At 66.5% G+C, this 25370-nt stretch carries 25 protein-coding genes and 1 tRNA gene; 15 read left to right on the top strand and 11 right to left on the bottom strand.

All coding sequences use genetic code 11. The features are described 5' to 3' along the window. Positions 1-1101, bottom strand: a complete 1101-nt coding sequence (queG, locus tag ACCD07_RS14990) for a tRNA epoxyqueuosine(34) reductase QueG (RefSeq protein ID WP_413447795.1) — start codon at positions 1099-1101, stop codon at positions 1-3. 67 nt (positions 1102-1168) lie between these two features. Between queG and tsaE the strand changes: the two genes are divergently transcribed. The 3 genes from tsaE to ACCD07_RS14975 are packed head-to-tail and all read left to right on the top strand — an operon-like array spanning position 1169 to position 3914. Next, positions 1169-1654 carry a tRNA (adenosine(37)-N6)-threonylcarbamoyltransferase complex ATPase subunit type 1 TsaE gene (gene tsaE, locus ACCD07_RS14985; RefSeq protein ID WP_413447794.1) on the top strand — a complete coding sequence of 162 codons (486 nt, stop codon included), beginning with the start codon at positions 1169-1171 and terminating at the stop codon, positions 1652-1654. After that, complete coding sequence (locus ACCD07_RS14980) at positions 1618-3048, top strand: N-acetylmuramoyl-L-alanine amidase (RefSeq protein WP_413447793.1); 1431 nt, start codon at positions 1618-1620, stop codon at positions 3046-3048. The genes tsaE and ACCD07_RS14980 overlap by 37 nt, the downstream gene beginning before the upstream one ends. Positions 3049-3071: 23 nt before the next feature. Next, positions 3072-3914 carry a D-hexose-6-phosphate mutarotase gene (locus ACCD07_RS14975; protein WP_413447792.1) on the top strand — a complete coding sequence of 281 codons (843 nt, stop codon included), beginning with the start codon at positions 3072-3074 and terminating at the stop codon, positions 3912-3914. A gap of 5 nt (positions 3915-3919) precedes the next feature. Here ACCD07_RS14975 and ACCD07_RS14970 read toward each other — a convergent pair whose 3' ends face one another. Together ACCD07_RS14970 and ACCD07_RS14965 are read right to left on the bottom strand one after the other, a co-directional pair. Then, positions 3920-4957, bottom strand: coding sequence for a carbonic anhydrase (locus ACCD07_RS14970; RefSeq protein WP_413447791.1), 1038 nt, complete (start codon positions 4955-4957; stop codon positions 3920-3922). Between the two features lie 150 nt (positions 4958-5107). Further along, positions 5108-5752, bottom strand: a complete 645-nt coding sequence (locus ACCD07_RS14965) for a VTT domain-containing protein (RefSeq protein WP_116991549.1) — start codon at positions 5750-5752, stop codon at positions 5108-5110. A gap of 149 nt (positions 5753-5901) precedes the next feature. Between ACCD07_RS14965 and ACCD07_RS14960 the strand changes: the two genes are divergently transcribed. The 6 genes from ACCD07_RS14960 to ACCD07_RS14935 all read left to right on the top strand — a co-directional run bounded on the left by ACCD07_RS14960 (position 5902) and on the right by ACCD07_RS14935 (position 12869). Continuing rightward, positions 5902-6825 (top strand): peptidylprolyl isomerase, encoded by a 924-nt coding sequence (locus ACCD07_RS14960; protein ID WP_176652550.1) that lies wholly within the window; start codon positions 5902-5904, stop codon positions 6823-6825. Between the two features lie 45 nt (positions 6826-6870). Continuing rightward, positions 6871-8820, top strand: a complete 1950-nt coding sequence (mutL, locus tag ACCD07_RS14955; protein ID WP_413447790.1) for a DNA mismatch repair endonuclease MutL — start codon at positions 6871-6873, stop codon at positions 8818-8820. A gap of 1 nt (position 8821) precedes the next feature. Beyond that, the gene (gene miaA / locus ACCD07_RS14950) at positions 8822-9778 is read left to right on the top strand and encodes a tRNA (adenosine(37)-N6)-dimethylallyltransferase MiaA (RefSeq protein ID WP_413447789.1); all 957 of its coding nucleotides are present in this window, start codon (positions 8822-8824) and stop codon (positions 9776-9778) included. 104 nt (positions 9779-9882) lie between these two features. After that, positions 9883-9959, top strand: a tRNA-Met gene (locus ACCD07_RS14945). A 149-nt stretch (positions 9960-10108) separates the two neighbouring features. Further along, on the top strand, positions 10109-11314 hold the full coding sequence (locus ACCD07_RS14940) for a serine hydrolase domain-containing protein (RefSeq protein ID WP_413447788.1): 1206 nt from the start codon (positions 10109-10111) through the stop codon (positions 11312-11314). A gap of 73 nt (positions 11315-11387) precedes the next feature. Further along, the gene (locus ACCD07_RS14935) at positions 11388-12869 is read left to right on the top strand and encodes a diguanylate cyclase domain-containing protein (RefSeq protein WP_413447787.1); all 1482 of its coding nucleotides are present in this window, start codon (positions 11388-11390) and stop codon (positions 12867-12869) included. On the opposite strand, the gene ACCD07_RS14930 is transcribed toward ACCD07_RS14935, so the two are convergent. Then, positions 12866-13633 (bottom strand): AraC family transcriptional regulator, encoded by a 768-nt coding sequence (locus ACCD07_RS14930; protein WP_353400830.1) that lies wholly within the window; start codon positions 13631-13633, stop codon positions 12866-12868. The two genes, ACCD07_RS14935 and ACCD07_RS14930, sit on opposite strands and share 4 nt — an antisense overlap. 123 nt (positions 13634-13756) lie before the next feature. Between ACCD07_RS14930 and ACCD07_RS14925 the strand changes: the two genes are divergently transcribed. From ACCD07_RS14925 to ACCD07_RS14905, 5 genes are read left to right on the top strand one after another with little or no spacing between them, the layout of a single operon-like run. Then, positions 13757-14689: a 4-hydroxyproline epimerase gene (locus tag ACCD07_RS14925; protein ID WP_413447786.1), complete on the top strand. Its 933-nt coding sequence runs from the start codon at positions 13757-13759 to the stop codon at positions 14687-14689. Then, entirely contained in the window at positions 14686-15792 is a 1107-nt protein-coding gene (locus ACCD07_RS14920; RefSeq protein ID WP_413447785.1) for an NAD(P)/FAD-dependent oxidoreductase, read from the top strand. Before ACCD07_RS14925 ends, ACCD07_RS14920 begins: the two co-directional genes overlap by 4 nt. After that, positions 15785-16063, top strand: a complete 279-nt coding sequence (locus tag ACCD07_RS14915) for a 2Fe-2S iron-sulfur cluster-binding protein (RefSeq protein WP_413447784.1) — start codon at positions 15785-15787, stop codon at positions 16061-16063. Before ACCD07_RS14920 ends, ACCD07_RS14915 begins: the two co-directional genes overlap by 8 nt. Continuing rightward, positions 16060-17322, top strand: coding sequence for an FAD-dependent oxidoreductase (locus ACCD07_RS14910; RefSeq protein WP_413447783.1), 1263 nt, complete (start codon positions 16060-16062; stop codon positions 17320-17322). The genes ACCD07_RS14915 and ACCD07_RS14910 overlap by 4 nt, the downstream gene beginning before the upstream one ends. 24 nt (positions 17323-17346) lie before the next feature. Further along, positions 17347-18258, top strand: coding sequence for a dihydrodipicolinate synthase family protein (locus ACCD07_RS14905; protein WP_176652542.1), 912 nt, complete (start codon positions 17347-17349; stop codon positions 18256-18258). 6 nt (positions 18259-18264) lie between these two features. On the opposite strand, the gene ACCD07_RS14900 is transcribed toward ACCD07_RS14905, so the two are convergent. From ACCD07_RS14900 to ACCD07_RS14875, 6 genes are all read right to left on the bottom strand, one after another. Further along, the gene (locus ACCD07_RS14900) at positions 18265-19254 is read right to left on the bottom strand and encodes a LacI family DNA-binding transcriptional regulator (protein ID WP_176652541.1); all 990 of its coding nucleotides are present in this window, start codon (positions 19252-19254) and stop codon (positions 18265-18267) included. A 69-nt stretch (positions 19255-19323) separates the two neighbouring features. Further along, a complete protein-coding gene (locus ACCD07_RS14895; protein ID WP_413447848.1) occupies positions 19324-20475 on the bottom strand; it encodes an aldose epimerase family protein in 1152 nt (383 codons plus the stop codon). 5 nt (positions 20476-20480) lie between these two features. Continuing rightward, complete coding sequence (locus ACCD07_RS14890; protein WP_176652539.1) at positions 20481-21884, bottom strand: MFS transporter; 1404 nt, start codon at positions 21882-21884, stop codon at positions 20481-20483. A gap of 194 nt (positions 21885-22078) precedes the next feature. Next, positions 22079-23371 (bottom strand): MFS transporter, encoded by a 1293-nt coding sequence (locus ACCD07_RS14885; protein ID WP_413447782.1) that lies wholly within the window; start codon positions 23369-23371, stop codon positions 22079-22081. Between the two features lie 72 nt (positions 23372-23443). Next, positions 23444-23770, bottom strand: a complete 327-nt coding sequence (locus tag ACCD07_RS14880; protein WP_176652537.1) for a thioredoxin family protein — start codon at positions 23768-23770, stop codon at positions 23444-23446. A gap of 24 nt (positions 23771-23794) precedes the next feature. Further along, positions 23795-24649 (bottom strand): ChaN family lipoprotein, encoded by an 855-nt coding sequence (locus ACCD07_RS14875; RefSeq protein ID WP_413447781.1) that lies wholly within the window; start codon positions 24647-24649, stop codon positions 23795-23797. A gap of 167 nt (positions 24650-24816) precedes the next feature. On the opposite strand from ACCD07_RS14875, the gene ACCD07_RS14870 reads away from it, so the two are divergent. Beyond that, on the top strand, positions 24817-25170 hold the full coding sequence (locus tag ACCD07_RS14870) for a PEP-CTERM sorting domain-containing protein (RefSeq protein ID WP_353400844.1): 354 nt from the start codon (positions 24817-24819) through the stop codon (positions 25168-25170). A gap of 15 nt (positions 25171-25185) precedes the next feature. On the opposite strand, the gene ACCD07_RS14865 is transcribed toward ACCD07_RS14870, so the two are convergent. Then, complete coding sequence (locus ACCD07_RS14865; RefSeq protein ID WP_413447780.1) at positions 25186-25356, bottom strand: hypothetical protein; 171 nt, start codon at positions 25354-25356, stop codon at positions 25186-25188. Positions 25357-25370 lie beyond the last annotated feature (14 nt).

The following is a 25370-nucleotide window of genomic DNA, read 5'->3' as shown; positions in this document are numbered from 1 at the left end:
TCAAGCGTGGCAGGCCAGCGCCCATTCGACATGCTCGCGCACCAGTTCCGACGGGTCGTCGCGCCGCGCCAGCAGCGCCGCGACGATGGCCGCGTCGCCCCTGGCGCCTGCCGCCGCCGCGTTGCCCAGGCCGACGGCGATATTGCGCAGCCAGCGTTCGTGGCCGATGCGGCGTATCGGACTGCCTTCCATCTTGCGGTTGAATTCTTCCTCGCTCCACGCAAACAGCTCCACCATCGAGGCGCTCCCCAGCCCATGGCGTTCGTCGAAGTCCGGCAGCACCGCGCGCTGGGCGAACTTGTTCCACGGGCAGGCGGTCTGGCAATCGTCGCAGCCGTAGATGCGGTTGCCGATCAAGGGCCGCATCTCCAGCGGTATCGCGCTTTTCAATTCGATGGTCAGGTAGGAGATGCAGCGCCGCGCATCGAGCCGCCCCGGCCCGAGGATGGCCTGGGTCGGGCAGACATCGATGCAGGCGCTGCACTGGCCACAGTGGGCGCCGGTCGGCTGGTCCACCGGCAGCGGCAGGTCGACCAGGAATTCGCCCATGAAGAACATCGAGCCGGCTGTGCGCGACAGCAGCAAGGTGTGCTTGCCGCGCCAGCCCAGGCCGGCCTTTTCCGCCAGCGGCAGTTCCATCACCGGCGCCGAATCGGTGAACACGCGGTAGCCGAAATCGCCGATCTCCGCCTTGACCTTGTCGGCCAGCTGCTGCAGGCGGGCGCGCAGCACCTTGTGGTAATCCCTGCCCCGGGCATAGACCGAGATGACGGCGGCGCCGGGGTCGGCCAGCCGCCGCTCCTCGCGCTCGCGCCAGTCATGTGCCCCACCCGTTTCCGTATCCCTCGGCAGGTAGTTCATGCGGGCGCTGATCACCCGCACCGTGCCCGGCACCAGCTCTGCCGGACGGGCGCGTTTCATGCCGTGGGCGGCCATGTAGTCCATTTCACCGTGCATGCCGGCGTCCAGCCACGCCTGCAGGCCGGCCTCGGCATGACTGAGGTCGATGTCGGTGATACGGATTTCGGCAAAGCCCAGCTCCACACCCCAGCGCTTGATGCTGGAGGCAAGTTCGGCTAAATTGGATACGGACAGGGACATCAGCGGTGTAGGGAGTGCGGTGGCGGTTACAATGGCTGGCGATCCAACCAACATGACATTCTAATTGATGCAGCACTTTACAGCCCATCTCCACGACGAAGCCGGCACCGCCGCCCTGGGCGCGGCGCTGGCGCGCGCGCTGGCACCCGGCCTGGCGATCTACCTGCACGGCGACCTCGGGGCCGGCAAAACCGCCCTCACCCGCGCCCTGCTGCACGCCGCCGGCCATGCCGGCACGGTCAAGAGCCCGACCTACACCCTGTCCGAGCCGTACGCCATCCAGCTGGATGGCCGCGCCGTCAACGTCATCCATTTCGACCTGTACCGCATGGGCGGTCCGGAGGAATTCCTCGACGCCGGCTTCCGCGAAGACTTCAACGGCGACAACATCTGCATCGTCGAATGGCCCGAAAAGGCCGACCGCGTGCTGCCGCCGGCCGACATCAACCTGTTTTTGACTGTGTCCGGCAACGGCCGTGATGTAGAATTGCAGGCATCCACCGCCCTGGGTAACTCATGCCTTCAACGCCTCAAATTCGCTCCCAACATGTGAGCGGCAAACCAGTCTCGCGCCGCACCGTCCTCAAGGCCGGCGCCACGCTGCTGCTGTCCGTGGTGGCGCCGATGCGCGCCATGGCGGCGCAAATCCTGGCGGTGCGGGTCTGGCCGGCGGAAGACTACACCCGCGTCACGCTGGAAAACGACGCCGCGCTCAAGGCCACCCACTTCATCGTCAAGGACCCGGAACGCATGGTGGTCGACATCGACGGGCTGGAACTGAACCCGACGCTGAAAAGCCTGGTCGCCAAGATCCAGTCCAACGACCCGTACATCAAGCAGGTGCGCGTAGGCCAGAACCGGCCGAACGTGGTGCGCCTGGTGTTCGACCTGAAGGAAGAAATCACGCCGCAGGTGTTCACGCTGCCGCCCGCCGGCAATTACAAGCACCGCCTGATCTTCGACCTGTACCCGGTCCAGCCGGTCGATCCGATTGCCGCGATGATTGAAAAAGGCGACTGGTCGAGCGACGGCAAGGACAAGGCCAGCACGGCCAAAACCGAGATGGCGCCGCTGAAGCCGGGCGAAGCCGACGTAGCCGCCGCCGCGCCGCAGCCGCCGAAAGAACAGCTTGAAGCGCTGAAGCCGGACACCAAGGCCGATCCGCGCGCCGAACTGAAAAACGAATTGAAGACGGCCGAAGCGCAGAGCAAGGCCAACGACAAAACCGGCAAGCTGGTACGCATGCTGACCGTGGTGCTGGACCCCGGCCACGGCGGCGAAGACCCCGGCGCCTCCGGCAAGAACGGCAGCCGCGAGAAGGACATCGTACTGGCCATCGCCAAGCGCCTGAAGGGCAAGATCGAGGAATTCCCCAACATGCGCGTGATGCTGACCCGCGACGGCGACTACTTCGTCCCGCTCGGCACGCGCGTCGAGAAGGCGCGCAAGGTGCAGGCCGACCTGTTCGTCTCCATCCACGCGGACGCGTTCGTGCAGGCGTCCGCGCGCGGCTCGTCGGTGTTCGTGCTGTCGGAAAAAGGCGCCAGTTCGACCGCCGCGCGCTGGCTGGCCGACAAGGAAAACCTGGCCGACACCATCGGCGGCGTCAACGTCAAGAACCACGACAAGCAGCTGGCCAGCGTGCTGTTCGATCTTTCCACCACCGCGCAGATCAACGATTCGCTCAAGCTGGGCAAATCGGTGCTGGGCGAGATCGGCGGCATCAACCGCCTGCACAAAGGTTCGGTCGAGCAGGCCGGCTTCGCGGTGCTGAAGGCGCCGGACATTCCGTCTATCCTGATCGAGACCGCCTTCATCTCCAATCCGGAAGAAGAAGCCAAGCTGCTCGACGACGGCTACCAGAACCAGATGGCCGACGCCATCGTCAAAGGCATCCGCCGCTATTTCGCGAAGAATCCACCGCTGGCCAAGAACCGGCTGACTTAGTTAAAACAGACATTGGAAGAGACATGGCCGTAGTAACAATGACCCAGTATGGCGCCCTGCCCGCAGTACAGATCACCGCCGCCGACGGTGCCGAAGCGACGGTGTCGCTGTTCGGCGCGCATCTGCTGTCGTGGAAGACCGGCGACGGCAAGGAGCGCCTGTTCGTCAGCTCGCAGACCCCGCTGGACGGCAGCAAGGCCATACGCGGCGGCGTGCCGGTCATCTTCCCGCAGTTTAATGTGCGCGGCCCGGGCCTGCGCCACGGCTTCGCGCGCGTCAGCACCTGGCGCCTGACCAACAGCGGCGGCGACGGCGGCAAGTCCTTCCTCGAATTCAGCCTGAACCGGAGCGACCTGGCGCCGGAACACGCGCAAGCCTGGCCGCACGCCTTCGAGCTGTCCTTGCGCTTCACGCTGCACGGCGACGCGCTGGAGTCCGACTTCAGGGTGCGCAACAGCGGCGAGCAGACCTTCCCCTTCGGCGTCGCGCTGCACACCTACTACGACGTCGGCCACCTGGCGGCCACCAGCATCAGCGGCCTGCAGCACCAGCGCTACACCGATCATCACCAGAACACGCTGACGCAGGAGCACCCCGCGCTGCACTTCACCGAGAAGCACGACCGCCTGTACCAATCGACGCCGGCGCTGACGCTGAACACGGCCAATGCCACGCTGCGCCTGGAACAGCAGGGTTACGACAACTGGGTGGTGTGGAATCCGGGACAGGCCGACGCGGCCGCGCTGGTGGACCTGGCCGATGACGAGTACCTGCGCTTCGTCTGCATAGAACCGGCCCGTATCGACCAGCAGCCGCTGGATGCGGGCGCCGTGTGGACCGGCACCCACCGCATCACGGCAGATTAATTCGCTTAGTTCGACTCTTTGATGATGCGGCCGCCGCCGGGCTGGATCGGCCGCGCATTCAACGGATACAGGCGGCTGAACAGCGCCAGCTGCGCCGGCGAGGCCTGCACCGGCTCCTTCATCACCAGCCACAGCACGCCCTCCGAGCACGGCGGCGTGGTCAACGAACCCATGAAGGTGAAGTAGTCGCGGCGCGCCGGGATCAGCTCCATCGGATCGAGCACCGTCGACGGCGCCAGCGTCTCGAGTTTTTCCAGCGGCAGGTTGTTCCACACCTGCTGGATCACCGGCTGCGGACGGCCGCGCTCCAGCAGCAGCGCCACCACGGCCAGGCGGCCTTCGCCATCCTTGTGCACCAGGTGCATCACCATCTCGTAACCCTTGCCGTTGACGCGCTCCTCCGACGGCCGGTGGAAGTGGAACTGCACCAGCTCATACATGCGGTTGTTGACCGTGATGAAATTCCCGCCGCTGACCATCACCTGCACCGTGTGGCCGTTGTCGGTCACGTTGAACGAGGACGGATGGTAGTCGAAATTGATCTGCTCCAGCTCCACCTTCATGCCGTCGCGGATGTCGATCGGCGACTGGCGGCTGCCGGTGCCGCACTTGGCCCATTCCGGATTGATCTTGCCCCAGTTGGCGGGACCGTTTTCGCCTTCATACGACCAGTGGTTGCTGTACACCTTGGGCGCCGGCGGCGCGGCGGCGGCAATCGCCGCGGCCTTCTTGGCCTTGGCGGCGGCGGCCGCACGCGCGGCCTGGTTGGCGCGCATGATCGCCAGGCGAGCCGCGATCTTGGCCGACAAGTCGGCTTCCGCCTCGGCCTCGCGTTCGCGTTCGGTCAGCTTGCGCGTCGGGCCGGAGGCAGACGACGCCGCCGAGGCGCTGCTAATGCCGGGACTGTTCGGACGGATCGACGAAATCGGGCCCGTGCCTCCCCCCACCGCTATTTTCGCCGACGGCGAAATGAGCGGATCGTTTGCAGCAGTGGCCATCGCGACGGCGCAGCAGCAGGCAATCAGGGTGAGCAGAGTACGCATGGGGATCCAGAAGTAAAAGAATTACATACTGGTTTACGGATGCATTTGGGCAAAACTTGAGAGGTGCGACCGAGGCGGGAAAGATTTATTTATAAAACGTCACACCGCGCGGGGAGCGCGGCGTGTTTTTTAAAACGGCGAAACGGCGGCTCAGCGGCCCAGCATGCGGCGCGACAGCTTCCACATGCCGCCCAGCGCCATCGGCACCACGGCCACGCCGACGCCGAACAGCACGATCTCGGTCAGGTGCTCGCGCACGATGGCGATGTTGCCGAAGAAGTAACCGGCGGTGGTCAGCAGCGCCACCCACAGCACGGCGCCGGTGATGTTGTACATCTGGAAGCGGGTATGGGTCATGTCCGACACGCCGGCCACGAACGGGGCGAAGGTGCGCACCACCGGCACGAAACGCGCCAGCACGATGGTCTTGCCGCCGTGCTTTTCAAAGAAATCGTGGGTGCGGCGCAGCGCATCCTTGTTGAGCCAGCGGTAATCGTGGGTGAACACGCGTTGCCCGATGGCCTCGCCTATCCAGTAATTGAGGGTGTTGCCGGTGACCGCCGCCGTAATCAGCAGCAACATCAGCAGGAACAGATTCATTTCGCCCAGCGCGCACAGGGCGCCGGCAATGAACAGCAGGGTGTCGCCCGGGAAGAAGAACAGCACCACCAGACCGGTTTCGCAGAAAATAATCGCGAACAGCACGGCGTAGACCAGGGTACCGTATTGCTGAATCAGAACTTCCAGTGTTTTGTCGACATGAAGGATCATGTCAAAAAATTGCATAAAATCCATATTCTTCCCATAAAGTGTGCGCCGGAATCATACACCACCCGTGGCGCCAAGGCGGAAGTTTCAAGCCCCTGTGTTCCGTCCATCTGATCCAGTTTACAATCCCCGCAGCGTCCGCAGCAAGCGGGCTCGACCAACCAAGGAGATAATGGATGTCCCTGACCCACCCGTTCCGCGCCCTTCCCCTCTCCGCCCTGGCGATCAGCCTGGCCACCCTGGCGCATGCCGCCGACCTGCCCATCAAGCCCAGCGTCGGCGACCTCGTCAAGAAATCCAGGCCGTCGGACTGGCGCCCGCTGGACCCGAACAACACCCTGTACATGGAGCTGCCCACCGGCCGCGTGGTGATCGAACTGGCGCCGGAGTTCGCGCCGCAGAACATCGCCAACATCAAGACCATGGTCAAGGAACAGTATTTCGACGGCCTGGCCATGCTGCGCTCGCAGGACAACTACGTGGCGCAGTGGGGCGATCCGAACAGCGAAACCACGCCCAAGCCGCTCGGCTCGGCCAAGGCCAAGGTGGTGGGCGAGTTCACCGTGCCGATGTCCAATGACAAGCACTTCGTGCGCCAGATGGACTTCGACGGCTACGCGCCGCAGGTCGGCCACTCGAACGGCTTCCCCGTCGGCCGCGATCCCAAGGCCAAGACCACCTGGCTGACGCACTGCTACGGCATGGTCGGCGTGGGCCGCGACAACGACACCGACAGCGGCAACGGCGCCGAGCTGTATGCGATCACCGGCCACGCGCCGCGCCACCTGGACCGCAACATCACGGTGGTCGGCCGCGTGGTGGCGGGCATGCCGCTGCTGGCGTCGCTGCCGCGCGGCGGCGAGGCGATGGGCTTCTACGGCGCCAAAGACACGCGCCTGCCGATCAAGACGGTGCGGCTGGAGGCCGACGTGCCGGAGGCGGAACGCAGCCACCTGGAGGTGATGCGCAGCGAAGCGGCCATCTACAAGGACGTGATCGAGGCGCAGCGCAACCGCGGCGGCCCGTGGAACAAGTACGCGGCCAACTACGTCGAGCTGTGCAACGCGCCGATTCCGGTGCGCGAGCATCCGAAGGAGTAATTCTTTCCCGGGGAATCGGGCGCGGCGAACAGTTATAATCTCGTGATGAACGCGCCCGACACCACTCCCCGCACCCCACGCCCCATCCAGGCCCTGCCTGACCAGCTGATTTCGCAGATCGCCGCCGGCGAGGTGGTCGAACGGCCGTCCGCCGTGGTCAAGGAGCTGCTGGAGAACGCGCTCGACGCGGGCGCCTCGCAGATCACCGTGCGGCTGGAGGAAGGCGGCGTCAAACGCATCGCCATCACCGACAACGGACGCGGCATCCCGCCCGAGCAGATGCCGCTCGCGCTGGCCCGCCACGCCACCTCGAAGATCGCCTCGCTGGACGACCTGGAAAACGTCGGCACCCTGGGCTTCCGCGGCGAGGCGCTGGCCTCGATCGCCTCGGTGGCCGCCGTCACGCTGACCTCGCGCACCGCCGACGCGGCCCACGCGTGGGAAATCGTCGGCTCGCACAACGGCACGGTGGCGCCGTCGTCCGGCGCCCAGGGCACCACGGTCGACGTGCAGGACCTGTACTTCAACACGCCGGCGCGCCGCAAGTTCCTCAAGTCCGAGCAGACCGAGTTTGGCCATTGCGCCGAAGTCGTGCGCCGCATCGCGCTGGCGCGGCCGGACGTGTCGTTCTCGCTGAGCCACAACGGCCGCACCATCGACCACTGGAACGTCAGCGAGATGGCCAAGCGCAGCGCGCACATCCTGGGCGAAGGCTTCGCCGAGGCGCGCCTGGCCATCGACGAGAGCGCAGGCCCGCTGCGCCTGCACGGCTACACCGGCCTGCCGACCGCCTCCAAGGCGCGCGCGGACGGCCAGTTCTTCTACGTGAACGGACGCTTCGTGCGCGACAAGGTGCTGGTGCATGCCGTCAAGGCGGCCTACCAGGACGTGCTGCACGGCGACCGCTTCCCTTCGTATGTGCTGGCGCTCGATCTCGATCCGGCGCTGGTCGACGTCAACGTGCACCCGTCGAAGATCGAGGTGCGCTTCCGCGACAGCCGCGCGGTGCACCAGTTCGTGTTCCACGCGGTGCAGCGCGCGCTGGCGCAGACCTCGGCCACGTCGCACGGCAGCGTGCCGTCGCCGCTGCCGGCGGCGGAAAGCCTCGGCAGCGCGACCTGGCGCGGCGAGCAGACTTCGTTCGGGCCGCTGCTGGCGCCCGACTACTCGCCGACCTTCTCGCCGTCGCCGTTCGGCCAGCGCGATGGCGGCGGCGGCAGCGCAGGTTTCGTCGCGCCGCGCTTCGGCGGCAGCGAAGGCGGCGTCGCGCAGAGCACCGAGAAATACGGCGCCCTGTTCGGCGGCTCCGGCCCCGTCACCGGCTACCGCGCCGAATCCGACATGGCGCTGCCGCAGGCCAGCCCGTTCACCGTCTCGCCGGCCGCGATGGCGCAGGAAGAGTTCCCGCTCGGCTTCGCGCTGGCGCAGCTGCACGGCATCTACATCCTGGCCCAGAACGCCAAGGGCCTGGTGCTGGTCGACATGCACGCGGCGCACGAGCGCATCCTCTATGAACAACTGAAAACCGCGCTGGACAGCCGCGTGGCCGGCGAAGAGATGCAGGTGCAGCCGCTGCTGATCCCCGTCACCTTCTATGCCGATGCGGTGGAAGTGGGCACCGCATCGGAACATCAGGAAACGCTGCAGGCGCTGGGCTTCGACATCGCCACGCTGTCGCCGACCACGCTGGCGGTGCGCTCCGTGCCGGTGCTGCTGAAAAACGCCGACGCCCAGACGCTGGCGCGCGACGTGCTGCGCGACGTGCGCGAGTTCGGCGGCTCGCGCGTGCTGATCGAGCGCCAGAACGAGCTGCTCGGCACCCTCGCCTGCCACACGGCGGTGCGCGCCAACCGCATCCTGTCGACGCAGGAAATGAACGCGCTGCTGCGCCAGATGGAAATCACCGAACGCGCCGACCAGTGCAACCACGGCCGCCCGACCTGGGTGCAGGTGGAAATCGGCGCGCTCGACAAGCTGTTCCTGCGCGGCCAATAACATGGGCGACACCGCATCAAAACCGCTGGCGGTCGCCATCATGGGACCGACGGCGTCGGGCAAGACGGCGTCCGCGCTCGCCATCGCGCAGCGCATCCCGTCCGAGATCATCTCCGTCGATTCGGCGCTGGTGTATCGCGGCATGGACATCGGCACCGCCAAGCCCACGCGCGAGGAACGCGCCGCCGCGCCGCACCACCTGATCGACATCATCGACCCGCTGGATTCCTATTCGGTGGCGCAGTTCCGCACCGATACGCTGCGGCTGGTCGGCGAGATCGCCGCGCGCGGCAAGCTGCCGCTGCTGGTGGGCGGCACCATGCTGTACTTCAAGGGCCTGGCCGACGGCCTGGACGACCTGCCCGGCGCCGATCCCGCGCTGCGCGCCGAACTGGAAGAGGAAGCGGCCCGCGTCGGCTGGCCGGCGATGCATGCCAGGCTGGCCCTGCTCGATCCCGAAACCGCCGCCCGCCTGGCGCCGGCGGACGCCCAGCGCATCCAGCGCGCGCTGGAGATCTGCGCCCTGAGCGGCAAGCCGATGTCCGAGCTGCTGGCCCTGCGCGAGAAGACCGAGCTGCCGTTCGAGCTGCTGTCGTTCGCGCTGGAGCCGTCGGACCGCGCCGTGCTGCACGAGCGCATCGCGCGCCGCTTCGACATCATGCTGGAGGAATCGGCGGACGGCAGCCTGATCACCGAAGTGGAAGCGCTGCGCCGCCGTGGCGACCTGCATCCGGGGCTGCCGGCTATGCGCTGCGTCGGCTATCGCCAGGCGTGGGAATACCTGGACGGGACCATCAACTACCAGACCATGCGCGAAACCGGCATCATCGCCACCCGCCAGCTGGCCAAGCGCCAGCTGACGTGGCTGCGTTCCATGCCGCAGCGCGTGGTGCTCGATTGCCTCGCCCCCGACCCGGCCGCCGCCATGCTGGCGCAGATTGGCGACCGGCTGGGTTAATACCAATATGCCAATTTTTCGCGCCGCGATGCATTTTTTTGGAAAATTTTGGGGAACCATCCTTGACAGCCATGGCTCCAACCCCGATAATGCTGGGCGTTGCAGGTGATATAGCTCAGTTGGTTAGAGCACAGCATTCATAATGCTGGGGTCGGTGGTTCAAGTCCACCTATCACCACCAAAGAATACCCCACACAATTCAAGGCTTAGCTCACATCGAGCTAGGCCTTTTGTGTTTGTAGTCTGGTGAAATATGCAGTTCAGACTGCTTTTTCAGCATCTCGTCGCAAGGGCATGGCAAGGCCGGCTCCATGCGATACGATGCAAGACATGAAACCCACTCTATCCGCCCGGCCTGCCATGCTGCGTGTCCTCCTGTTGGCTGCCGCGGCAGGCAGCGCGTCGCTTGCCGCGGCTGAATTCGATATCGGCGCGCGCATAGGCGATGGCCTGCAACAGCGCGTGGCGATTGCCGGCGAGCCGGCAGCGACTTTTAATATTCAACAGCGCATGCAGCGCTATCGGGTTGCCAGCGTCAGCGTGGCCGTTATTCGCCATGGCGAGATAGCCTGGGCCGGCGTGTACCAGCAGCCCGCCGCGCCACGGATCGACACCGATACGGTTTATCAGGCGGCATCGATCAGCAAAGGCGTCGCCGGAGCGCTGGCGCACCGGCTGGCGCGCGGCGGCAAGCTTGAGCTCGATGCGCCGGTTGACGGGTGTCTGAAACCGTTGGCTCTGCCGGCAGGAAAGCAGAGCACAGAGCATCCGGTGACCTTGCGCAACCTGCTCAGTCACAACGCCGGCGCGACGGTCTCCGGCTTTCCCGGCTCCCCTCCGTCACAGGCGATCCCCACGGCCGTGCAAGTGATCAAGGGCGAGTCCCCGTCGGTCACGCCGGCCGTCGCCATCCAGACCGTTCCGGGCAGCGCGCACGCCTATTCCGGTGGCGGCTACACCATTGCCCAAGTCGCCATGGAGCAATGCCTGAACACGCCTTTTGCCGAGTTGATGCAACAGCAGGTGCTAGAGCCGCTGTCGATGCGCCGCAGCAGCTTTGCCCAGCCGCTGCCGGCCGGAGAGCGCAATCGCGCACGCGGCCACTACGCTGATGGCAGCGGGGTCGAGGGTGGCGCCCTTGTCTATCCGGAACTGGCGGCTGCAGGATTGTGGACCACTCCCAGCGATTTGGCCCGGTTTGCCATCGCCTTGCAGCAGTCCTGGAAAGCCGGCACGGCGTTCCTGAATACCGTTCAGGCACACGATCTGCTGAAGCCCGGTTTGAATGCCGGCATCTATCGCCTGGATGTATTCGAGGGCCGCTACGCGAACCGCTACGACTTGCAATTCGATGGCAAGGATTGGATGCTGGTGACGCCCGACATCGGCGCCACCCTCCTGGTCCCGACCGGGGCCGCCAGCCTGGTGGCCCCGGAAACCGGAGAGAGTATCGAACTGGCGCAAGATGGAACACAGGACGTGGTACTGATTGGTGGCCGCAAGGCTCACCGCGTCCCGCACAGTAAACTGCTGTAGTTGACAGCGCCCGCATTGCAGGGCAATCTGGCAGCGACCGGCGCAAATACGGCCGACTATCCGCAAGGCGCCGATGATACAACGAGACCAATTCTGGGAACGGCCGAACTGGCTGTTCTGCATGCTGCTGCCACTGTTCCATTTCGCCAGCGTCAAGCTGACTTTTTTCTGTGCCGTCACGCCGGAAAACGTGGTGGTGGTGTGGCTGCCCAACGCCGTGCTGCTGGCCGCGCTGCTGCGCTTCCGCGGCCAGCGCGCGCCGCTGCTGGCCGCCCTCACCTTCAGTTCCGACGTCCTCGCCAACCTGCCCGTCTTTCCATGGTACGAGGCGATACTGCTCAGCGTCGTCAATCTGCTGGAAGTCGTCTTCACCTACCAGCTGATGCGCCGCAGCGGCGCCTCGTTCCGGCTGCAGCGGCTGCAGGACCTGATCAAGTTCATCCTGTCCGGCCCTGTCGCCGGCGCGCTGCTGGCCGGACTGATGGCCGCCTTCGTGCTGCAGAAGGCCGGCGGCGTCACCACCTCCTACTTCACGCTGGCGCGCCTGTGGTGGTTCGGCGATGGCCTGGGCCTGTTGATCTATACGCCGCTGCTGCTGGCCTTCACCCATCCGTCCCAACAGCCGCTCAAGCTGACGCGCCTCGACGACCTCGCGCTGGCCCTGACGCTGATACTGGCGACGGCCGTGCTGTCGGCGCACGGCGGCGAAATCGACGGCGTCTCCGTGACGCCGACCTTGCTCATGCCGGCGGCGGCGGTGATCGCGTTCCGCTTCGGCCCGCGCCTGACGACGCTGTTCGTGGCGCTGGTCTCGCTGTCCACGGCGATGATGATGACCACCGGGTTGAAACCCTTCGGCGACGTGCCGATACACCTCGAAACAGTGCGCGCGCAGGAATTCATCCTGACGCTGTGCATGGTCGGCATCGGCTTCGCGGTGCTGCTGAACGAGCTGCAGACGCGCGAGCGCGAGCTGGAGAACCGCGTGCGCGAGCGCACCCGCGAACTGGAGGTGTCCAACCGCGCGCTGGCGACGATGAGCATCACCGACAGCCTGACCGGCATCGCCAACCGCCGCCGCTTCGACGAGATACTGGCCGCCGAATGGAGCCGCGCGCGGCGCGGCAAGCAGGCGCTGACGCTGGCCATGCTGGACGTCGACCTGTTCAAGCAATACAACGACAATTACGGCCACCAGGCCGGCGACGAGGCGCTGTGCAGGGTGGCTGAAGCGCTGACCGCGCACATCCGCCGCAGCGGCGATTTCGTCGCCCGCTACGGCGGCGAGGAATTCGCCATCATCTCGCAATCGAACGCGGAGGACCAGTCGCTGGAGATGGCAAGCATGGTGTGCCGATCGGTCGAGGACCTGGCGCTGCCGCACGAAACGTCGCCGTTCGACGTGCTGACGGTGAGCGTGGGAGTGGCGGTGATCACGCCGGACGAGGGAGACGCCATCGCCTCGTTCCTGAAAGCCGCCGATACGGCGCTGTACCGCGCCAAGCAGCTGGGCCGCAACCGCGTCGAGCAGGCCGACGTCGGCATGATGATTTAAGCGGACGAAGCGGACGTCTGCAGCTGGCGGTACTGGGTCGGCGTGACGCCGGTGGTGGCCTTGAACTGGCGCGTGAAGGCGGAGTGATCGCCGTAGCCGCAAGCCTGGGCGATCTCCGCCACGCTGGCGCCGCCCTTCAGCAGCCGCGAGGCGGCATCGACACGGGTCTGGATGATCATCTGGCGCGGCGTCAGGTGGAAGATGCGCAGGAAGTAGCGCTCGATCTGCGCCACCGACATATTGGCCGTGCGCGCCAGCTCCGCCAGCGGCAGCTGCCGGCCGTACTCCTCATGGATCAGCGCCACCGCCGCCGCCACCTTGCGGTAGGCCGGATTCTTCTTGTCCGCCATCGCCAGGTCGCGCGACACGCCGGTCAGGCCGACGATGCGGCCGGCGGCGTCGCGCAGCGCAGTCTTGCGCGTCAGGCACCAGCCGGGATCGCGGTTCGGGTACAGGTGCAGTTCCAGCTGGTCCTCGATGCTGGCGCCGCCGGCCAGCACCGCCATGTCCTGCGCCAGGTAGGTCTGGCCGAACGGACGGGCGAACACCTCCGCCGAAGTGCGGCCGAGCAGCGCGGCCTTGTGCCGCTGCCCGCAGCGCTGCACCAGTGTCTGGTTGACCACCACATAGCGCCCCTGCACGTCCTTGACGAAGAACACCACGTCCGGCAGCGCGTCGAACAGCGCTTCGGCGAAGAAGGGATCGGCGATGCCGGCGCCCAGCGCGCGGCGCGCGCTGTCGTCCTGATGTGGGTTGGTGTGCATGGATGCGATTGTGCCAGCGGTGCCGGGCGGCGTCTCCAGTTTTTTGCCGATTGTGCAGAAATCGTCATCCATCGTGCGCAGACGGTGCAAGACGCGGCGGCGCCATGAGCATAAGATTTATGCATGAAAACCATCTCCATCATCGATTCCCACACCGGCGGCGAGCCGACCCGCCTGGTCGTCGCCGGCGGCCCGGAACTGGGCGCCGGTCCGCTGTCCGAGCGGCTTGCGCTGCTGCGCGCCGGGCACGACAACTTCCGTTCGGCGGTGGTGTGCGAGCCGCGCGGCTCGGACGTGCTGGTCGGGGCGCTGCTGTGCGAGCCGCACGCGCCCGATTGTGCGGCAGGCGTCATCTTCTTCAACAATGTCGGCTATCTCGGCATGTGCGGCCACGGCACCATCGGCCTGGTGGCCTCGCTGGCCTTCATGGGCCGCATCGGCGCCGGCCGCCATCGCATCGATACGCCGGTCGGCGTGGTCGAAGCCGAACTGCACGCCGACGGCAGCGTCACGGTCGACAACGTGGCCTCGTACCGCAGCCGGGCGCAGGTCACGGTCGACGTGCCGGGCCACGGTCCCGTCACCGGCGACGTGGCCTGGGGCGGCAACTGGTTCTTCCTGGTCTCCAGCCACGGGCTGGAACTGGGCGTGCACAACGTCGAAGCGCTGACCGCCTACAGCGTGGCCGTCGGCGCGGCGCTGGAGCGCGCCGGCATCACCGGTGAGGACGGCGCGTTGATCGACCATATCGAACTGTTCGCGCCGTCGCGCAGCGGCGCCGACAGCCAGAGCTTCGTGCTCTGCCCCGGCAAGGCCTACGACCGCTCGCCCTGCGGCACCGGCACCAGCGCCAAGCTGGCCTGCCTGGCGGCGGACGGCAAGCTGGCCGAGGGCGCGCTGTGGAAGCAGGAAAGCGTGATCGGCAGCGTGTTCGAAGCGTCCTACCGTTATCGCGGCGAGCAGCTGATCCCCAGCATACGGGGCCGTGCCTGGGTCAACGCGCAGGCGCAGCTGATCCTCGACCCGACCGATCCCTTCGTGTGGGGCATACGGTGAATAAAACCGACGTCATCGTCATCGGCGCCGGCATCGTCGGCGCCGCCTGTGCCGACGCGCTCAGCGAACGCGGGCTGCGGGTGATGGTGGTCGAACAGGACATGCCGGGCGGCGGCGCCACCGCCGCCGGCATGGGCCATCTGGTGGTCATGGACGACAATGCGGCGGAACTGGCGCTGTCGGCGTATTCGGTCTCGCTGTGGAACGACCTGGTGGGCGACCGCCCGCAGCGCCACGAGTACAGCCGCTGCGGCACCATCTGGGTCGCCGCCGACGAGGAGGAAATGCAGGCCGCGCGCGACAAGGCACAGACCTTGTCGGCCCACGGCCTGGCTTGCGAGCTGCTGGCGCCGGCGGCGCTATATGCGCGCGAGCCGCAACTGCGCCCCGGCCTGGCGGGCGGCCTGCTGGTGGCCGGCGATGGCCTGGTCTATCCGCCCAAGAGCGCGCGCATCCTGCTGGACCGGGCGATACGCCGCGGCGCCGCCACGCTGCGCGGCAGCGTCGCGGCGGTCGAGCACAACGGCATCGTGCTGGCGGACGGCGCGCGCCACCAGGCGCAGTACGTGGTGCTGGCCGCCGGTTCACGCTCCGCCGCCTTGCTGCCCGAGCTGCCGCTGCAGCCGAAAAAAGGACATATCGCGATCACCGACCGCTATCCCGGCTTCGTCCACCATCAGCTGGTGGAACTGGGATACATCAAGAGCGCCCACGCGCCCAGCGGCGACACGGTCGCGTTCAATTTGCAGCCCCGTCCTACCGGACAAGTATTGATCGGCTCCTCCCGCCAGTTCGACACAATCGACCTGGCGGTGGAGCCGGCCATGCTGCAACGCATGCTGCGACACGCTACGACATTCACCCCCGCGCTGGCACAGCTGAACGTGCTGCGCTGCTGGACCGGCCTGCGCGCCGCCACGCCGGACGGCCTGCCGCTGATCGGCCCCCACGCCGCGCGGCGCGGCCTGTGGCTGGCCACCGGCCATGAAGGATTGGGCATCACCACCTCGCTGGCGACGGCGCAGCTGCTGGCAAGCCAGATGACCGGCACCGGCACGCAGATCCCGGCGGCCCCTTACCTGCCGGCGCGCTTCCATGCCTGATACCGTGAACATCATCGTCCTCAACATCAACGGCCGCGACATCGGCGTGGCGCGGGGCGTCAGCGTGGCCGCCGCGATCGCGATGGCCGGCAGCGCCGTCACCCGCCGCTCGGTCAGCGGCGCCGCGCGCGCGCCCTTGTGCGGCATGGGCGTCTGCCACGAATGCCGGGTGACCATCGACGGCCGCATGCACCAGCTGTCCTGCCAGACCTTGTGCGCGGACGGCATGCACGTCGTCACCGGCGCCGGCGCGGAAGAGGATCCGACATGAATCACCACGACATCCTGGTCGTCGGCGCCGGCCCGGCCGGACTGGCCGCCGCACATGCGGCCGGCGCGCACGGCGCGCAGGTCGGCATCGTCGACGACAACCCTTTGGCCGGCGGCCAGATATGGCGCGGCGGGCCGTCGCAGCAGGACGACCCGCGTGCTCAGCGGATGTGGGCCGATCTGCAGGCGGCGTCCAACGTCAGCTTCCTGCCGCAGACGCGCGTGTTGTACGCGCCCTGCGCCGGACAGCTGCAGGTGCAGACGCCGTCGTCATCGGCCACGCTGAGCTACAGGCAACTGATACTGGCCACCGGCGCGCGCGAGCGCCTGCTGCCCTTCCCCGGCTGGACGTTGCCCGGCGTGACCGGCGCCGGCGGCCTGCAGGCGCTGGCCAAGGGCGGCTATCCGCTGCGCGGCAAGCGCGTGGTGGTGGCCGGCAGCGGTCCGCTGCTGCTGGCGGTGGCCGCCACGCTGCGCGCGCGCGGCGCCGAGATCGTCGCCATCGTCGAGCAGGCGGCCTTGCCGGCGCTGGCGCGCTTTGCCGCCGGCCTGCCGGCGACACCGGCCAAGCTGGCGCAAGCGCTGCAACTGGTGGGCCAGCTGCGCGGCATCCCGTATCTGCGCGACAGCTACGTGCGCTCCGCGCATGGCGACGGCACGCTGCAATCGATACAGCTGCAACGCGGCGACGCGCGCGAGCTGGAAACGCTGCAGTGCGACTACCTGGCCTGCGGCTACGGCCTGCTGCCGAATGTCGAACTGGCGCAGGCGCTGGGCTGCGCGACAAGCTCGCACAACGGACAAACATCGGTGACGGTCGACACCTGGCAGCAGACATCCATTGCCGACATCTACTGCGCGGGCGAAGGCACAGGCATCGGCGGCGTCGACCTGGCGCTGGCGGAAGGCCATATCGCCGGCCTGGCCGCCAGCGGCCATGTGACCGCCTCGCACGCGGCCTTTGCCGAGCGCACCCGCTGGCGCAAATTTGCCTCCCGCCTGGAGCGCGCGTTCGCGCTGCGTCCCGAGCTGCGCGAGCTGGCCGGCGACGACACCATCGTCTGCCGCTGCGAGGACGTCTGCCACGGCGAACTGCGCACCCACGGCAGCTGGCGCAGCGCCAAGCTGCAAACCCGCTGCGGCATGGGCCCCTGCCAGGGCCGCATCTGCGGCGGCGCCACCGAAGTGCTGTACGGCTGGCGTCCGGACGCGGTGCGCATGCCGATCTCGCCGGCCCGCATATCCACCCTCATCGATTAACGAACCACACCAAGGAGAACCGTAATGGCAGCAGCAAAATGGGAAGGGGTCTTCCCCGCAGTAACGACCAAGTTCAAGGAGAACGAGGATCTGGACCACGCCGAGATGGAAAAGCACTTCGCCTTCCAGATCGACAGCGGCGTGCACGCGCTGCTGACCTGCGGCTCGCTGGGTGAAGCCAGCACCTTGTCCTTCGACGAGAAGCTGGCCGTGGCCAAGACCGCGCTGGACGTCGCCGCCGGCCGCGTGCCGGTGCTGCTCAACGTCAGCGAAACGCGCACCGCCACCGCCTGCCGCTTCGTCGAGAAGGCGCACGAGATGGGCGTGCAGGGTTTGATGGTGATGCCGTCGGTGCTGTACGCGGCCGATTCGCGCGAGGCGATGGACAACCTGCGCACCATCGCCAAGGCGGCGCAGCTGCCGATCATGGTCTACAACAATCCGGTGTCGTACAAGGTCGACCTGACGCCGGACGACTTCAAGGAACTGGCCGATTGCGAATGGATCGTCGCCATCAAGGAATCGACCGACAACGTGCGCCGCATCACCGACCTGCGCAACGCCGTCGGCCACCGCTACCAGCTGTTCATGGGCGTGGACGACCTGTCGTTCGAGGGTTTGGCGGTGGGCGCGGACGGCCTGCTGGCCGGCCTGGTGGTGGCCTTCCCGAAGGAGACGGTGGCGCTGTACAAGCTGATGAAGGCCAAGCGCTGGGATGAGGCGCTCAAGCTGTACCAGTGGTTCATGCCGCTGATGCACCTGGACGTGTCGAACAAGCTGGTGCAGAACCTGAAGCTGGTCGAGACGCTGGCCGGCGTCGGCAACGAGAACGTGCGCCGCCCGCGCCAGCCGCTGCAGGGCGCCGAGCGCGCGCGCGTCACCGCCATCGTCGAAAAAGCGCTGGCCAACCGTCCGGACGTCGGCGCGCTGTTTTAAAAAAATCTAACGCCTGATGGTCGAGGCCCGCAGGATCAGCTGCGGGTCGATGGTGACGGTGTCGGTGGCGGGCTTGCCGTCGATGGAGGCGAGCAGTTTCTCCATCGCCTCCTCGCCCATGCGTTCGCTCTGCAGGTCCACCGTGGTCAGCGCCGGCGAGGTGTACTGGCCGTACAGGATGTTGTCGAAGCCGGCCACCGATATGTCCTGCGGCAGCTTGAAGCCCAGCGTCTGCGCCTCCTTCATGAAACCCAGCGCGATCAGGTCGTTGTAGCAGATCAGCGCATCCGGATGCTCGGCGCCGAGCATGATGGCCGAGCATATGCGCTCGCCTTCGGCCGCGGTCGGCGCGCCGGCTTCATGCAGCGTCAGTTCCAGTTTGTGCGCGGCCAGGCATTCGCGTATGCCGCCGAGGCGCTCGCTGTCGCGCCGCGAACGCGGGAAGCTCAGGTAGGCGATGCGCTTGTGGCCCAGCGATACCAGGTGCCGCGCCAGCATGTAGCCGCCGCGATGGTCGTCGCTGATCACCCACGGTATATCGAGCCGCGTCAGGCTGCCGAAGTAGACCAGCGGCTTGCCCAGCCCCATCACCCAGTCCATCTCCGGCTCCAGCATGCGCGAGAACATGATGATGCCGTCCACGCGCCGGCTCAGCGCCTCCAGCAATGGCCGTTCGCGGTCCGGGTTTTCCTCGGTGTCGACCAGCAGCACGGTGTAGCCATGCGCCTGCGCGACGCGGTTGACGCCCTTGACGATGCTGGTGAAGTGGGGATTGGCGATGTCCAGCACCGACAGGCCGATGCTCTTGGTGCGGCCGGTGATCATCGACGCCGCCAGCGGATTGGAGCGGTAGCCCAGCTTGTCGATCACTTCCTTGATGGTGGCCTCCACCGCCGGCGAAAACCGCTGCGCGCCGTTGACGTACTTCGACACGGTGGCGGTCGAGACTCCGGCCGCCGCCGCCACATCGCGTATGGTCGCTACATTTTTTTTCATGTTCAGACTATCGTAAGGCTCGGCGACAGCGCCGCCAAAGGAACAATCTTATCATGTCGGCATGAGCGCTCAGTCGCGGCGGCGGCCAGCCGAAAAGCGAAAGCTGGTCAGCGCGTGAAAAACCTGGCCCGGATACAGCGCCGTGGTGGGGAATTGCGGGTGGTTGGGACTGTCCGGCAGGTGCTGGGTTTCAAACGCAAAACCGTCATAGCGGCGGTAGCCCACGCCTTCGCTGCCGATCTCGCCGCCGTCGAAGCCACTGGCGCTGTTCAGCTGCAGCGCCGGCTCGGTGGTGCGCACTTCCATGCGCCGGCCGCTGGCCACGTCCTCGATCAGCGCCACCCGCTGGTAAGCGCCGGCCCGCTTGGAAAACAGCAGGCTGTGGTCGATGCCCGGCAGGCCGCCCGGCGGCGCCAGCAGCGGCACCTCGGCGGCCGTGCGCAGACGCTCGCTGATGCCGCTGGGGCGGCGGAAGTCCAGCGGCGTGCCGGCCACGCTGGCCAGCGCGCCGGTGGGGATGCGGTTGCCGTCGGTCTCGGCGTAGCGGTCGGCGGCGATCTGGAAGCGGTGCGTGGCCATGCCGCCCGTGCCGGCGCCGGCCAGGTTGTAGAAGGCGTGGTTGGTCAGGTTGAGCACCGTCGGCGCGTCGGTCGCGGCGCGGTATTCGATCTGGAATTCGTCGCGCTTGCGCAGCAGCCGGTAGGTGACGCTGACGTCCAGCGCGCCGGGGAAGTTCTGGTCGCCGTCGGGGCTGTGCAGGCGGTAGGTCGAGCCTATCGATACGGCGTCGGCGAAATCCTGGCGCCGCCAGACGCGCTTGTCGTAGCCGTCCGGGTCGCCGTGGATGGCGATGCCCTTGGCGTTGGGGATCAGCTGCACGGTCTTGCCGTCCAGCGTGTAGCGGGCGTTGGCGATGCGGCCGGCATAGCGGCCGATGACGGCGGCGAAGCGGCGCTGCGTGCGTTCGTAGGAAGCCAGGTCCGGCAGGCTGAGGATGATGTTGCGGCGCCGGCCCCGGCGGTCGGCCACTTCGGCGGCGACCAGCGTGGCGCCGTAGTCGATATAGGCCAGCCGCATGCCGCGATCGTTCTCCAGCACCACCTTGTCGACCGGCTGGCCGGCGCGGCTGGTTCCGAACGGCTCGACGCGGATGCCGGCGGCCGCCGGTGCCGGTCCGGCCAAGGCCAGTAACGGCACCAGCCACAGCGCCACGCGCATCATGACGGTCACAGGTCGGTGATTTCCTTGTGCCGCGGGACCAGCACCTTCATCACGCACCACGCCACCAGGTAGGCCAGCGCGCAGATGGCGAACATGATCATGTAGCCGGTATGGATGTCGTTGACCGTCTTGTAGTAGTCGAACACCCAGCCGCCCAGCTTGGTCAGCAGCACGCCGCCGATGCCGCCGGCCATGCCGCCGATGCCGATCACCGACGCCACCGATTTTTGCGGGAACATGTCCGACACGGTGGTGAAGATGTTGGCCGACCAGGCCTGGTGCGCCGAGGCGCCGACGCCGATCAGCAGCACCGGCACCCAGAAGCTGATCGCGCCCAGCGGTTGCGCCAGCAGCACCACCAGCGGGAAGAAGGCGATCACCAGCATGGCTTTCATGCGGCCGTCGTAGGGCGCGTAGCCGCGCGACATGAAGTAGGTGGGGAACCAGCCGCCGCCGATGGAGCCGACCATCGTCATGCTGTACAACACGGCCAGCGGCACGACGATGGCGTTGCCCTTCATGCCGTATTGCGCCGACAGGTAGGTCGGCAGCCAGAACAGGAAGAACCACCAGACGCCGTCGGTCATGAACTTGCCGAAGGCGAAGGCCCAGGTCTGGCGGTATGTGAGCAGCTGCAGCCACGACACCTTCCTGGCTGCGGCCGCCGATTCTTCCTCGGTCTTCTCGACCGGCGCCGCCTGGTCGCTGCGGATGTAGGCCAGCTCCCTGGCCGACAGGCGCTTTTGCTGCTCCGGTTTTTCGTACAGCGTGATCCACACGCTCATCCAGATGAAGCCCAGCATGCCGATCATGACGAAGGCGGTCTGCCAGCCCCACACGCTGGCGATCAGCGGCACGCAGATCGGCGCCAGGATCGCGCCGACGTTGGCGCCGGAGTTGAAGATGCCGGTGGCGAAGGAGCGTTCTTTTTTCGGGAAGTATTCGGCGGTGGCCTTGATCGCGGCAGGGAAGTTGCCGGCCTCGCCGATGGCCAGCACGGCGCGCGAGATCATGAAGCCGACGATGGACGGCACCACCACGACGCCGGCCGCGCCCAGCAGCACGCGCACGCCCTCGCCCATCGGCACCGAGAACGCGTGCATCAGGGCGCCCAGCGACCAGATGCAGATCGCCAGCACATAGGCGGCCTTGGTGCCGATCTTGTCGACCACGCGGCCGGCAAACAGCATCGAGATCGCGTAGACGAACTGGAAGGCGGCGGCGATGTTGGCGTAGTCGGTGTTGCTCCAGCCGAATTCCTTGGACAGGTCCGGCGCCAGCAGGCTCAGTACCTGCCGGTCCAGATAGTTGACGGTGGTGGCAAAAAACAACAGGGCGCAGATGGTCCAGCGGTATTTACCGACGGTTTGTCCAGCCGCTTGCGCGTTCACAGGCTCGCTCAGGTTCATGGCATCACTTATTTTCTGGTTTTTGGTGATGATCTCTCGGTCTCCACGAGATCACTCTAGTCGTATGTCATCGTACAACTATAAAACAGCTTAAGCAAGCGGAAAGATGCGGCCGCTTCAGGGAATGCGTAGAACCTTGCCAGCCGCGCCGCCGGCGCATGGCGGGCGGCGCGGCCATTGTTGTATGATGACTTTTATTGCAACTTCTTGCTGTCGCCACCCGGCGCCAGCAGCAGCGCCACCAGGCTGATCACCGCCGCGCCCGACAGATAGTAACCGACGTATTGCAGGCCGTAATTGGTCGCCAGCCAGGTGGCGACGTACGGCGCCAGCGAGGCGCCCAGGATGCCGGCCAGGTTGAACGTCAGCGAGGCGCCGGTGTAGCGCACCTCGGCCGGGAACAGCTCGGACAGGATGGTGCCCAGCGGGCCGTAGGTCATACCCATCAGGCCCAGGCCCAGCGACAGGAAGATGGTGACCTGCACGCTGCTGCCGGAGCCGAACATCGGCGCCATCGCCAGGCCGAACACGGCGATCGCGGCCGAGACCCAGATCAGCGTCGTGCGGCGGCCGTAGCGGTCGGCCCACAGCGCGGCCACCGGTATCGTCAGGCCGAAGAACACCACGGCGAACAGCTGCTGGATCAGGAAGTCCTTGCGGCTGAACTTGAGCGCGGTGGTGCCCCAGCTCAGCGCGAACACCGTCATCAGGTAGAACAGCACGAAGGTGGCCATGGCGATCAAGGTGCCCAGCACCAGCACGCGGCGGTGGTCGCGCCACACCGTCACCACCGGCACCTTGACCCGCTCGTTCTTGTCCAGCACCTTCTGGAAGTCCGGCGTTTCATGGATCTTCAGGCGGATGTACAGGCCGACGATCACCAGCAGCGAGCTGGCCAGGAAGGGAATGCGCCAGCCGTAGCTGAAGAATTCGGCGTCGCTCAAGGTCTGGCTCAGCAGCAGGAAGATGCCGCCCGACAGAAAGAAGCCGATCGGCGCGCCCAGCTGCGGGAACATGCCGTACCACGCGCGCTTGCCCGGCGGCGCGTTCTCGGTGGCCAGCAGCACGGCGCCGCCCCACTCGCCGCCCAGCCCCAGGCCCTGGCCGAAGCGGCACAGCGCCAGCAGCGCCGGCGCCAGCGTGCCGATGGTCGCATAGGTCGGCAAGGCGCCGATCACCACCGTCGACAGGCCCATGGTCAGCAGCGCCGCGACCAGCGTGGCCTTGCGGCCGATGCGGTCGCCGAAGTGGCCGAACACGGCCGAGCCTACCGGACGGGCGAAGAAGGCGATGGCGAACGTGGCCAGCGATTGCAGCGTCGCGGCGGCCGGATCGCTGGCCGGGAAGAACAGCTTGGGGAACACCAGCACGGCGGCGGTGGCGTAGATGTAGAAATCGAAGAATTCAATCGTGGTGCCGATCAGGCTGGCAAACAGCACGGTGGCGGGGGAATTGGTCTTGGGCGATCCGGGGTGGGACTGACTCATGCTTGACGCTCCTGCGATGGATGGTGCGGGCCATCATACACACCCCCTCCGCAGGTTGCCAAGCAGATATGGTCAGCCCTTGGGATCGATCTGGGCCAGGGCGGCGCCGATGGCGTCGGCCTTCAGCGGCCGCACCAGGCGCGCCACTTCCTGGCCGTCGCGCAGGAAGATCATCGTCGGCCACAGCTTGACCCGGTAGGAGCGGCCCAGCGCGCGGCCGGGGCCGTCCTCCACCTTGTAGTGCCTGACCTGCTCGTGGCCGGCAAAGGCCTGCTCCAGCGGCGCCTGCGCGGCCATGCAGTGGCCGCACCAGTTGGCGCCGAACTCCAGCAGCGTGGCGCCGCTCATGGCGTCGACGGCGGCGCGCTCCGGCGCGGCGGGGATGTAGACTTTTTCCATGCTGTCTCCGTTACGATTGGGATTTCATTTGGGTTTCACTTGCGCGCACGGGTCGGCGCGCGGCTGCGGCGGCACACTGTGCACGGCGTCGTAGCGCCCGGTGCCGTCGGTGCCTTCGACAAATCCTTCGCTGCGCACCGTCAGCGCCGGCGCCAACTCGTTGATCCAGTGCGCCACGCCGATGTCCTTGCGCACGTGGCCGTTGCCGGCGATTAGCACGACGTCGCGCGGCTGCTGGTCGCGCACGATCTTGGCCATCCAGATGTCGCGCGCCACCTGGGCGTTGACCATGCCGCCGATCATCATCTCCGGCAGCATATTGCAATGACCGGCCATGATTTCCTTGTACTGGCCGCCGCGCACGTCGGCCGGCAGCGGCTGGTCCAGCCGGTAGTCCTTGATGCTTTGCGGATCGAAGGTGGCGGTGATGCCGTCGCGCACCACGCGCGAGGCGTCGCTGCGCGACAGGTTGGCGGCGATCAGCGGCAGCTGGTAGGTCAGCGCCAGCTGGATCACCGGATAGTACAGCTGCCAGTCCCAGCGCGGGCCGCCGACCACGCGGATCACGCATTGCGCGTCCAGGCAGCCTTTTTGCGCCTTGCTCAGCACGTCCTGGTTTTCCCGGTCGAACTGCTCCATGACGATGGCCGGGCGCCAGCCCGCTTCGATCCGCTGGCGCAGCAGCTCGTAGCGCAGCTTGTGGCCCTGCGCATTGTCGTGCACCTCGCCCAGCAGCAGCACCTGCGGATTGACGGACGCGGCCGCCACGACGGGAGCGGCGGACGGGGGCGCTGCCGCCGGCGCCCTGGCCCCGCTGGCACAACCGGCCAGGACAGCCAGCGTGGCGACGGCCAAGCTTGGTTTAAATGTAGAATTCATCGGCGGCGACTGTTGTTGCGATGCAAAAATAAATTGTTTTAAGAGAAATAGAGATGGCAATGTGTCATGAAACATGTTCTAATATCAAAACAGTAGAGCACGGTACACCCAATCCGTGCCACACGCAGTATTAACATCCTGCCCATGCAGCATTGCCAGGAGTCATTTTGAAAATTTCGACCTTAATTACCGCCATTTTGCTGGCCGCAGGCCTGTCCGCCGCCGCACTGGCCCAGGCGGAAACGCCGGCAAAAGACAAAGTTGCAACCGCAACAATTGTACTCGCTCACTGCGACGCCAACGGCGCCGCCCCGTGCGACATCAACAACAACGCCGCCGCCACATCGCCTGAAGACAGCGATCCGGCCGCCCTGCCGCCCGACGATCCCAAGCGCCAGCAGCCGGTCGAGCCGATGACCCAGGTGCCGGAACCGCAAACCTTCATTTTGCTGATGCTGGGCTTGGTGGTACTGGGCTTTGCGTCGCGCGGCCGCAAAGTGTCGGAGAAGTTCGGCGACTGACGCCGGCGCCGGGCGCTACAGTCCGCATACCGCGTGGATATTGGTGATGGAAACGCCATGCAATATGGCGCGCAGGATGCAGTAGAGTTTTTGTACGCCGTTGTCGGTGGCCAGCACCAGGAACACCGCCAGCGCCAGCGCCATGCCAGCCAGGATCAACAAACCTTTAATCGTGTCTTTATTCATGCGGCATTCTAGCG

This window comes from Duganella sp. Dugasp56 (assembly GCF_047304105.1).
GTDB classification, from domain to species: domain Bacteria; phylum Pseudomonadota; class Gammaproteobacteria; order Burkholderiales; family Burkholderiaceae_D; genus Rugamonas; species Rugamonas hordei.
Note: the sequence above shows the minus strand (reverse complement) of the source record. Positions and strands in the feature narration are given on the sequence as shown.

Bases quoted from the DNA above. Each gene is read 5' to 3' on its own strand.
- ACCD07_RS14965 (WP_116991549.1), bottom strand. From the start codon at position 5,752: ATGGATTTTATGCAATTTTTTGACATGATCCTTCATGTCGACAAAACA.
- ACCD07_RS14875 (WP_413447781.1), bottom strand. From the start codon at position 24,649: ATGAATTCTACATTTAAACCAAGCTTGGCCGTCGCCACGCTGGCTGTC.
- miaA (WP_413447789.1), top strand. From the start codon at position 8,822: ATGGGCGACACCGCATCAAAACCGCTGGCGGTCGCCATCATGGGACCG.
- ACCD07_RS14980 (WP_413447793.1), top strand. From the start codon at position 1,618: ATGCCTTCAACGCCTCAAATTCGCTCCCAACATGTGAGCGGCAAACCA.
- ACCD07_RS14865 (WP_413447780.1), bottom strand. From the start codon at position 25,356: ATGAATAAAGACACGATTAAAGGTTTGTTGATCCTGGCTGGCATGGCG.
- ACCD07_RS14895 (WP_413447848.1), bottom strand. From the start codon at position 20,475: ATGATGCGCGTGGCGCTGTGGCTGGTGCCGTTACTGGCCTTGGCCGGA.
- ACCD07_RS14925 (WP_413447786.1), top strand. From the start codon at position 13,757: ATGAAAACCATCTCCATCATCGATTCCCACACCGGCGGCGAGCCGACC.
- ACCD07_RS14975 (WP_413447792.1), top strand. From the start codon at position 3,072: ATGGCCGTAGTAACAATGACCCAGTATGGCGCCCTGCCCGCAGTACAG.
- ACCD07_RS14890 (WP_176652539.1), bottom strand. From the start codon at position 21,884: ATGAACCTGAGCGAGCCTGTGAACGCGCAAGCGGCTGGACAAACCGTC.
- ACCD07_RS14880 (WP_176652537.1), bottom strand. From the start codon at position 23,770: ATGGAAAAAGTCTACATCCCCGCCGCGCCGGAGCGCGCCGCCGTCGAC.
- ACCD07_RS14905 (WP_176652542.1), top strand. From the start codon at position 17,347: ATGGCAGCAGCAAAATGGGAAGGGGTCTTCCCCGCAGTAACGACCAAG.
- ACCD07_RS14940 (WP_413447788.1), top strand. From the start codon at position 10,109: ATGAAACCCACTCTATCCGCCCGGCCTGCCATGCTGCGTGTCCTCCTG.
- ACCD07_RS14910 (WP_413447783.1), top strand. From the start codon at position 16,060: ATGAATCACCACGACATCCTGGTCGTCGGCGCCGGCCCGGCCGGACTG.
- queG (WP_413447795.1), bottom strand. From the start codon at position 1,101: ATGTCCCTGTCCGTATCCAATTTAGCCGAACTTGCCTCCAGCATCAAG.
- ACCD07_RS14915 (WP_413447784.1), top strand. From the start codon at position 15,785: ATGCCTGATACCGTGAACATCATCGTCCTCAACATCAACGGCCGCGAC.
- mutL (WP_413447790.1), top strand. From the start codon at position 6,871: ATGAACGCGCCCGACACCACTCCCCGCACCCCACGCCCCATCCAGGCC.
- ACCD07_RS14885 (WP_413447782.1), bottom strand. From the start codon at position 23,371: ATGAGTCAGTCCCACCCCGGATCGCCCAAGACCAATTCCCCCGCCACC.
- ACCD07_RS14930 (WP_353400830.1), bottom strand. From the start codon at position 13,633: ATGCACACCAACCCACATCAGGACGACAGCGCGCGCCGCGCGCTGGGC.
- tsaE (WP_413447794.1), top strand. From the start codon at position 1,169: ATGCAGCACTTTACAGCCCATCTCCACGACGAAGCCGGCACCGCCGCC.
- ACCD07_RS14900 (WP_176652541.1), bottom strand. From the start codon at position 19,254: ATGAAAAAAAATGTAGCGACCATACGCGATGTGGCGGCGGCGGCCGGA.
- ACCD07_RS14960 (WP_176652550.1), top strand. From the start codon at position 5,902: ATGTCCCTGACCCACCCGTTCCGCGCCCTTCCCCTCTCCGCCCTGGCG.
- ACCD07_RS14935 (WP_413447787.1), top strand. From the start codon at position 11,388: ATGATACAACGAGACCAATTCTGGGAACGGCCGAACTGGCTGTTCTGC.
- ACCD07_RS14970 (WP_413447791.1), bottom strand. From the start codon at position 4,957: ATGCGTACTCTGCTCACCCTGATTGCCTGCTGCTGCGCCGTCGCGATG.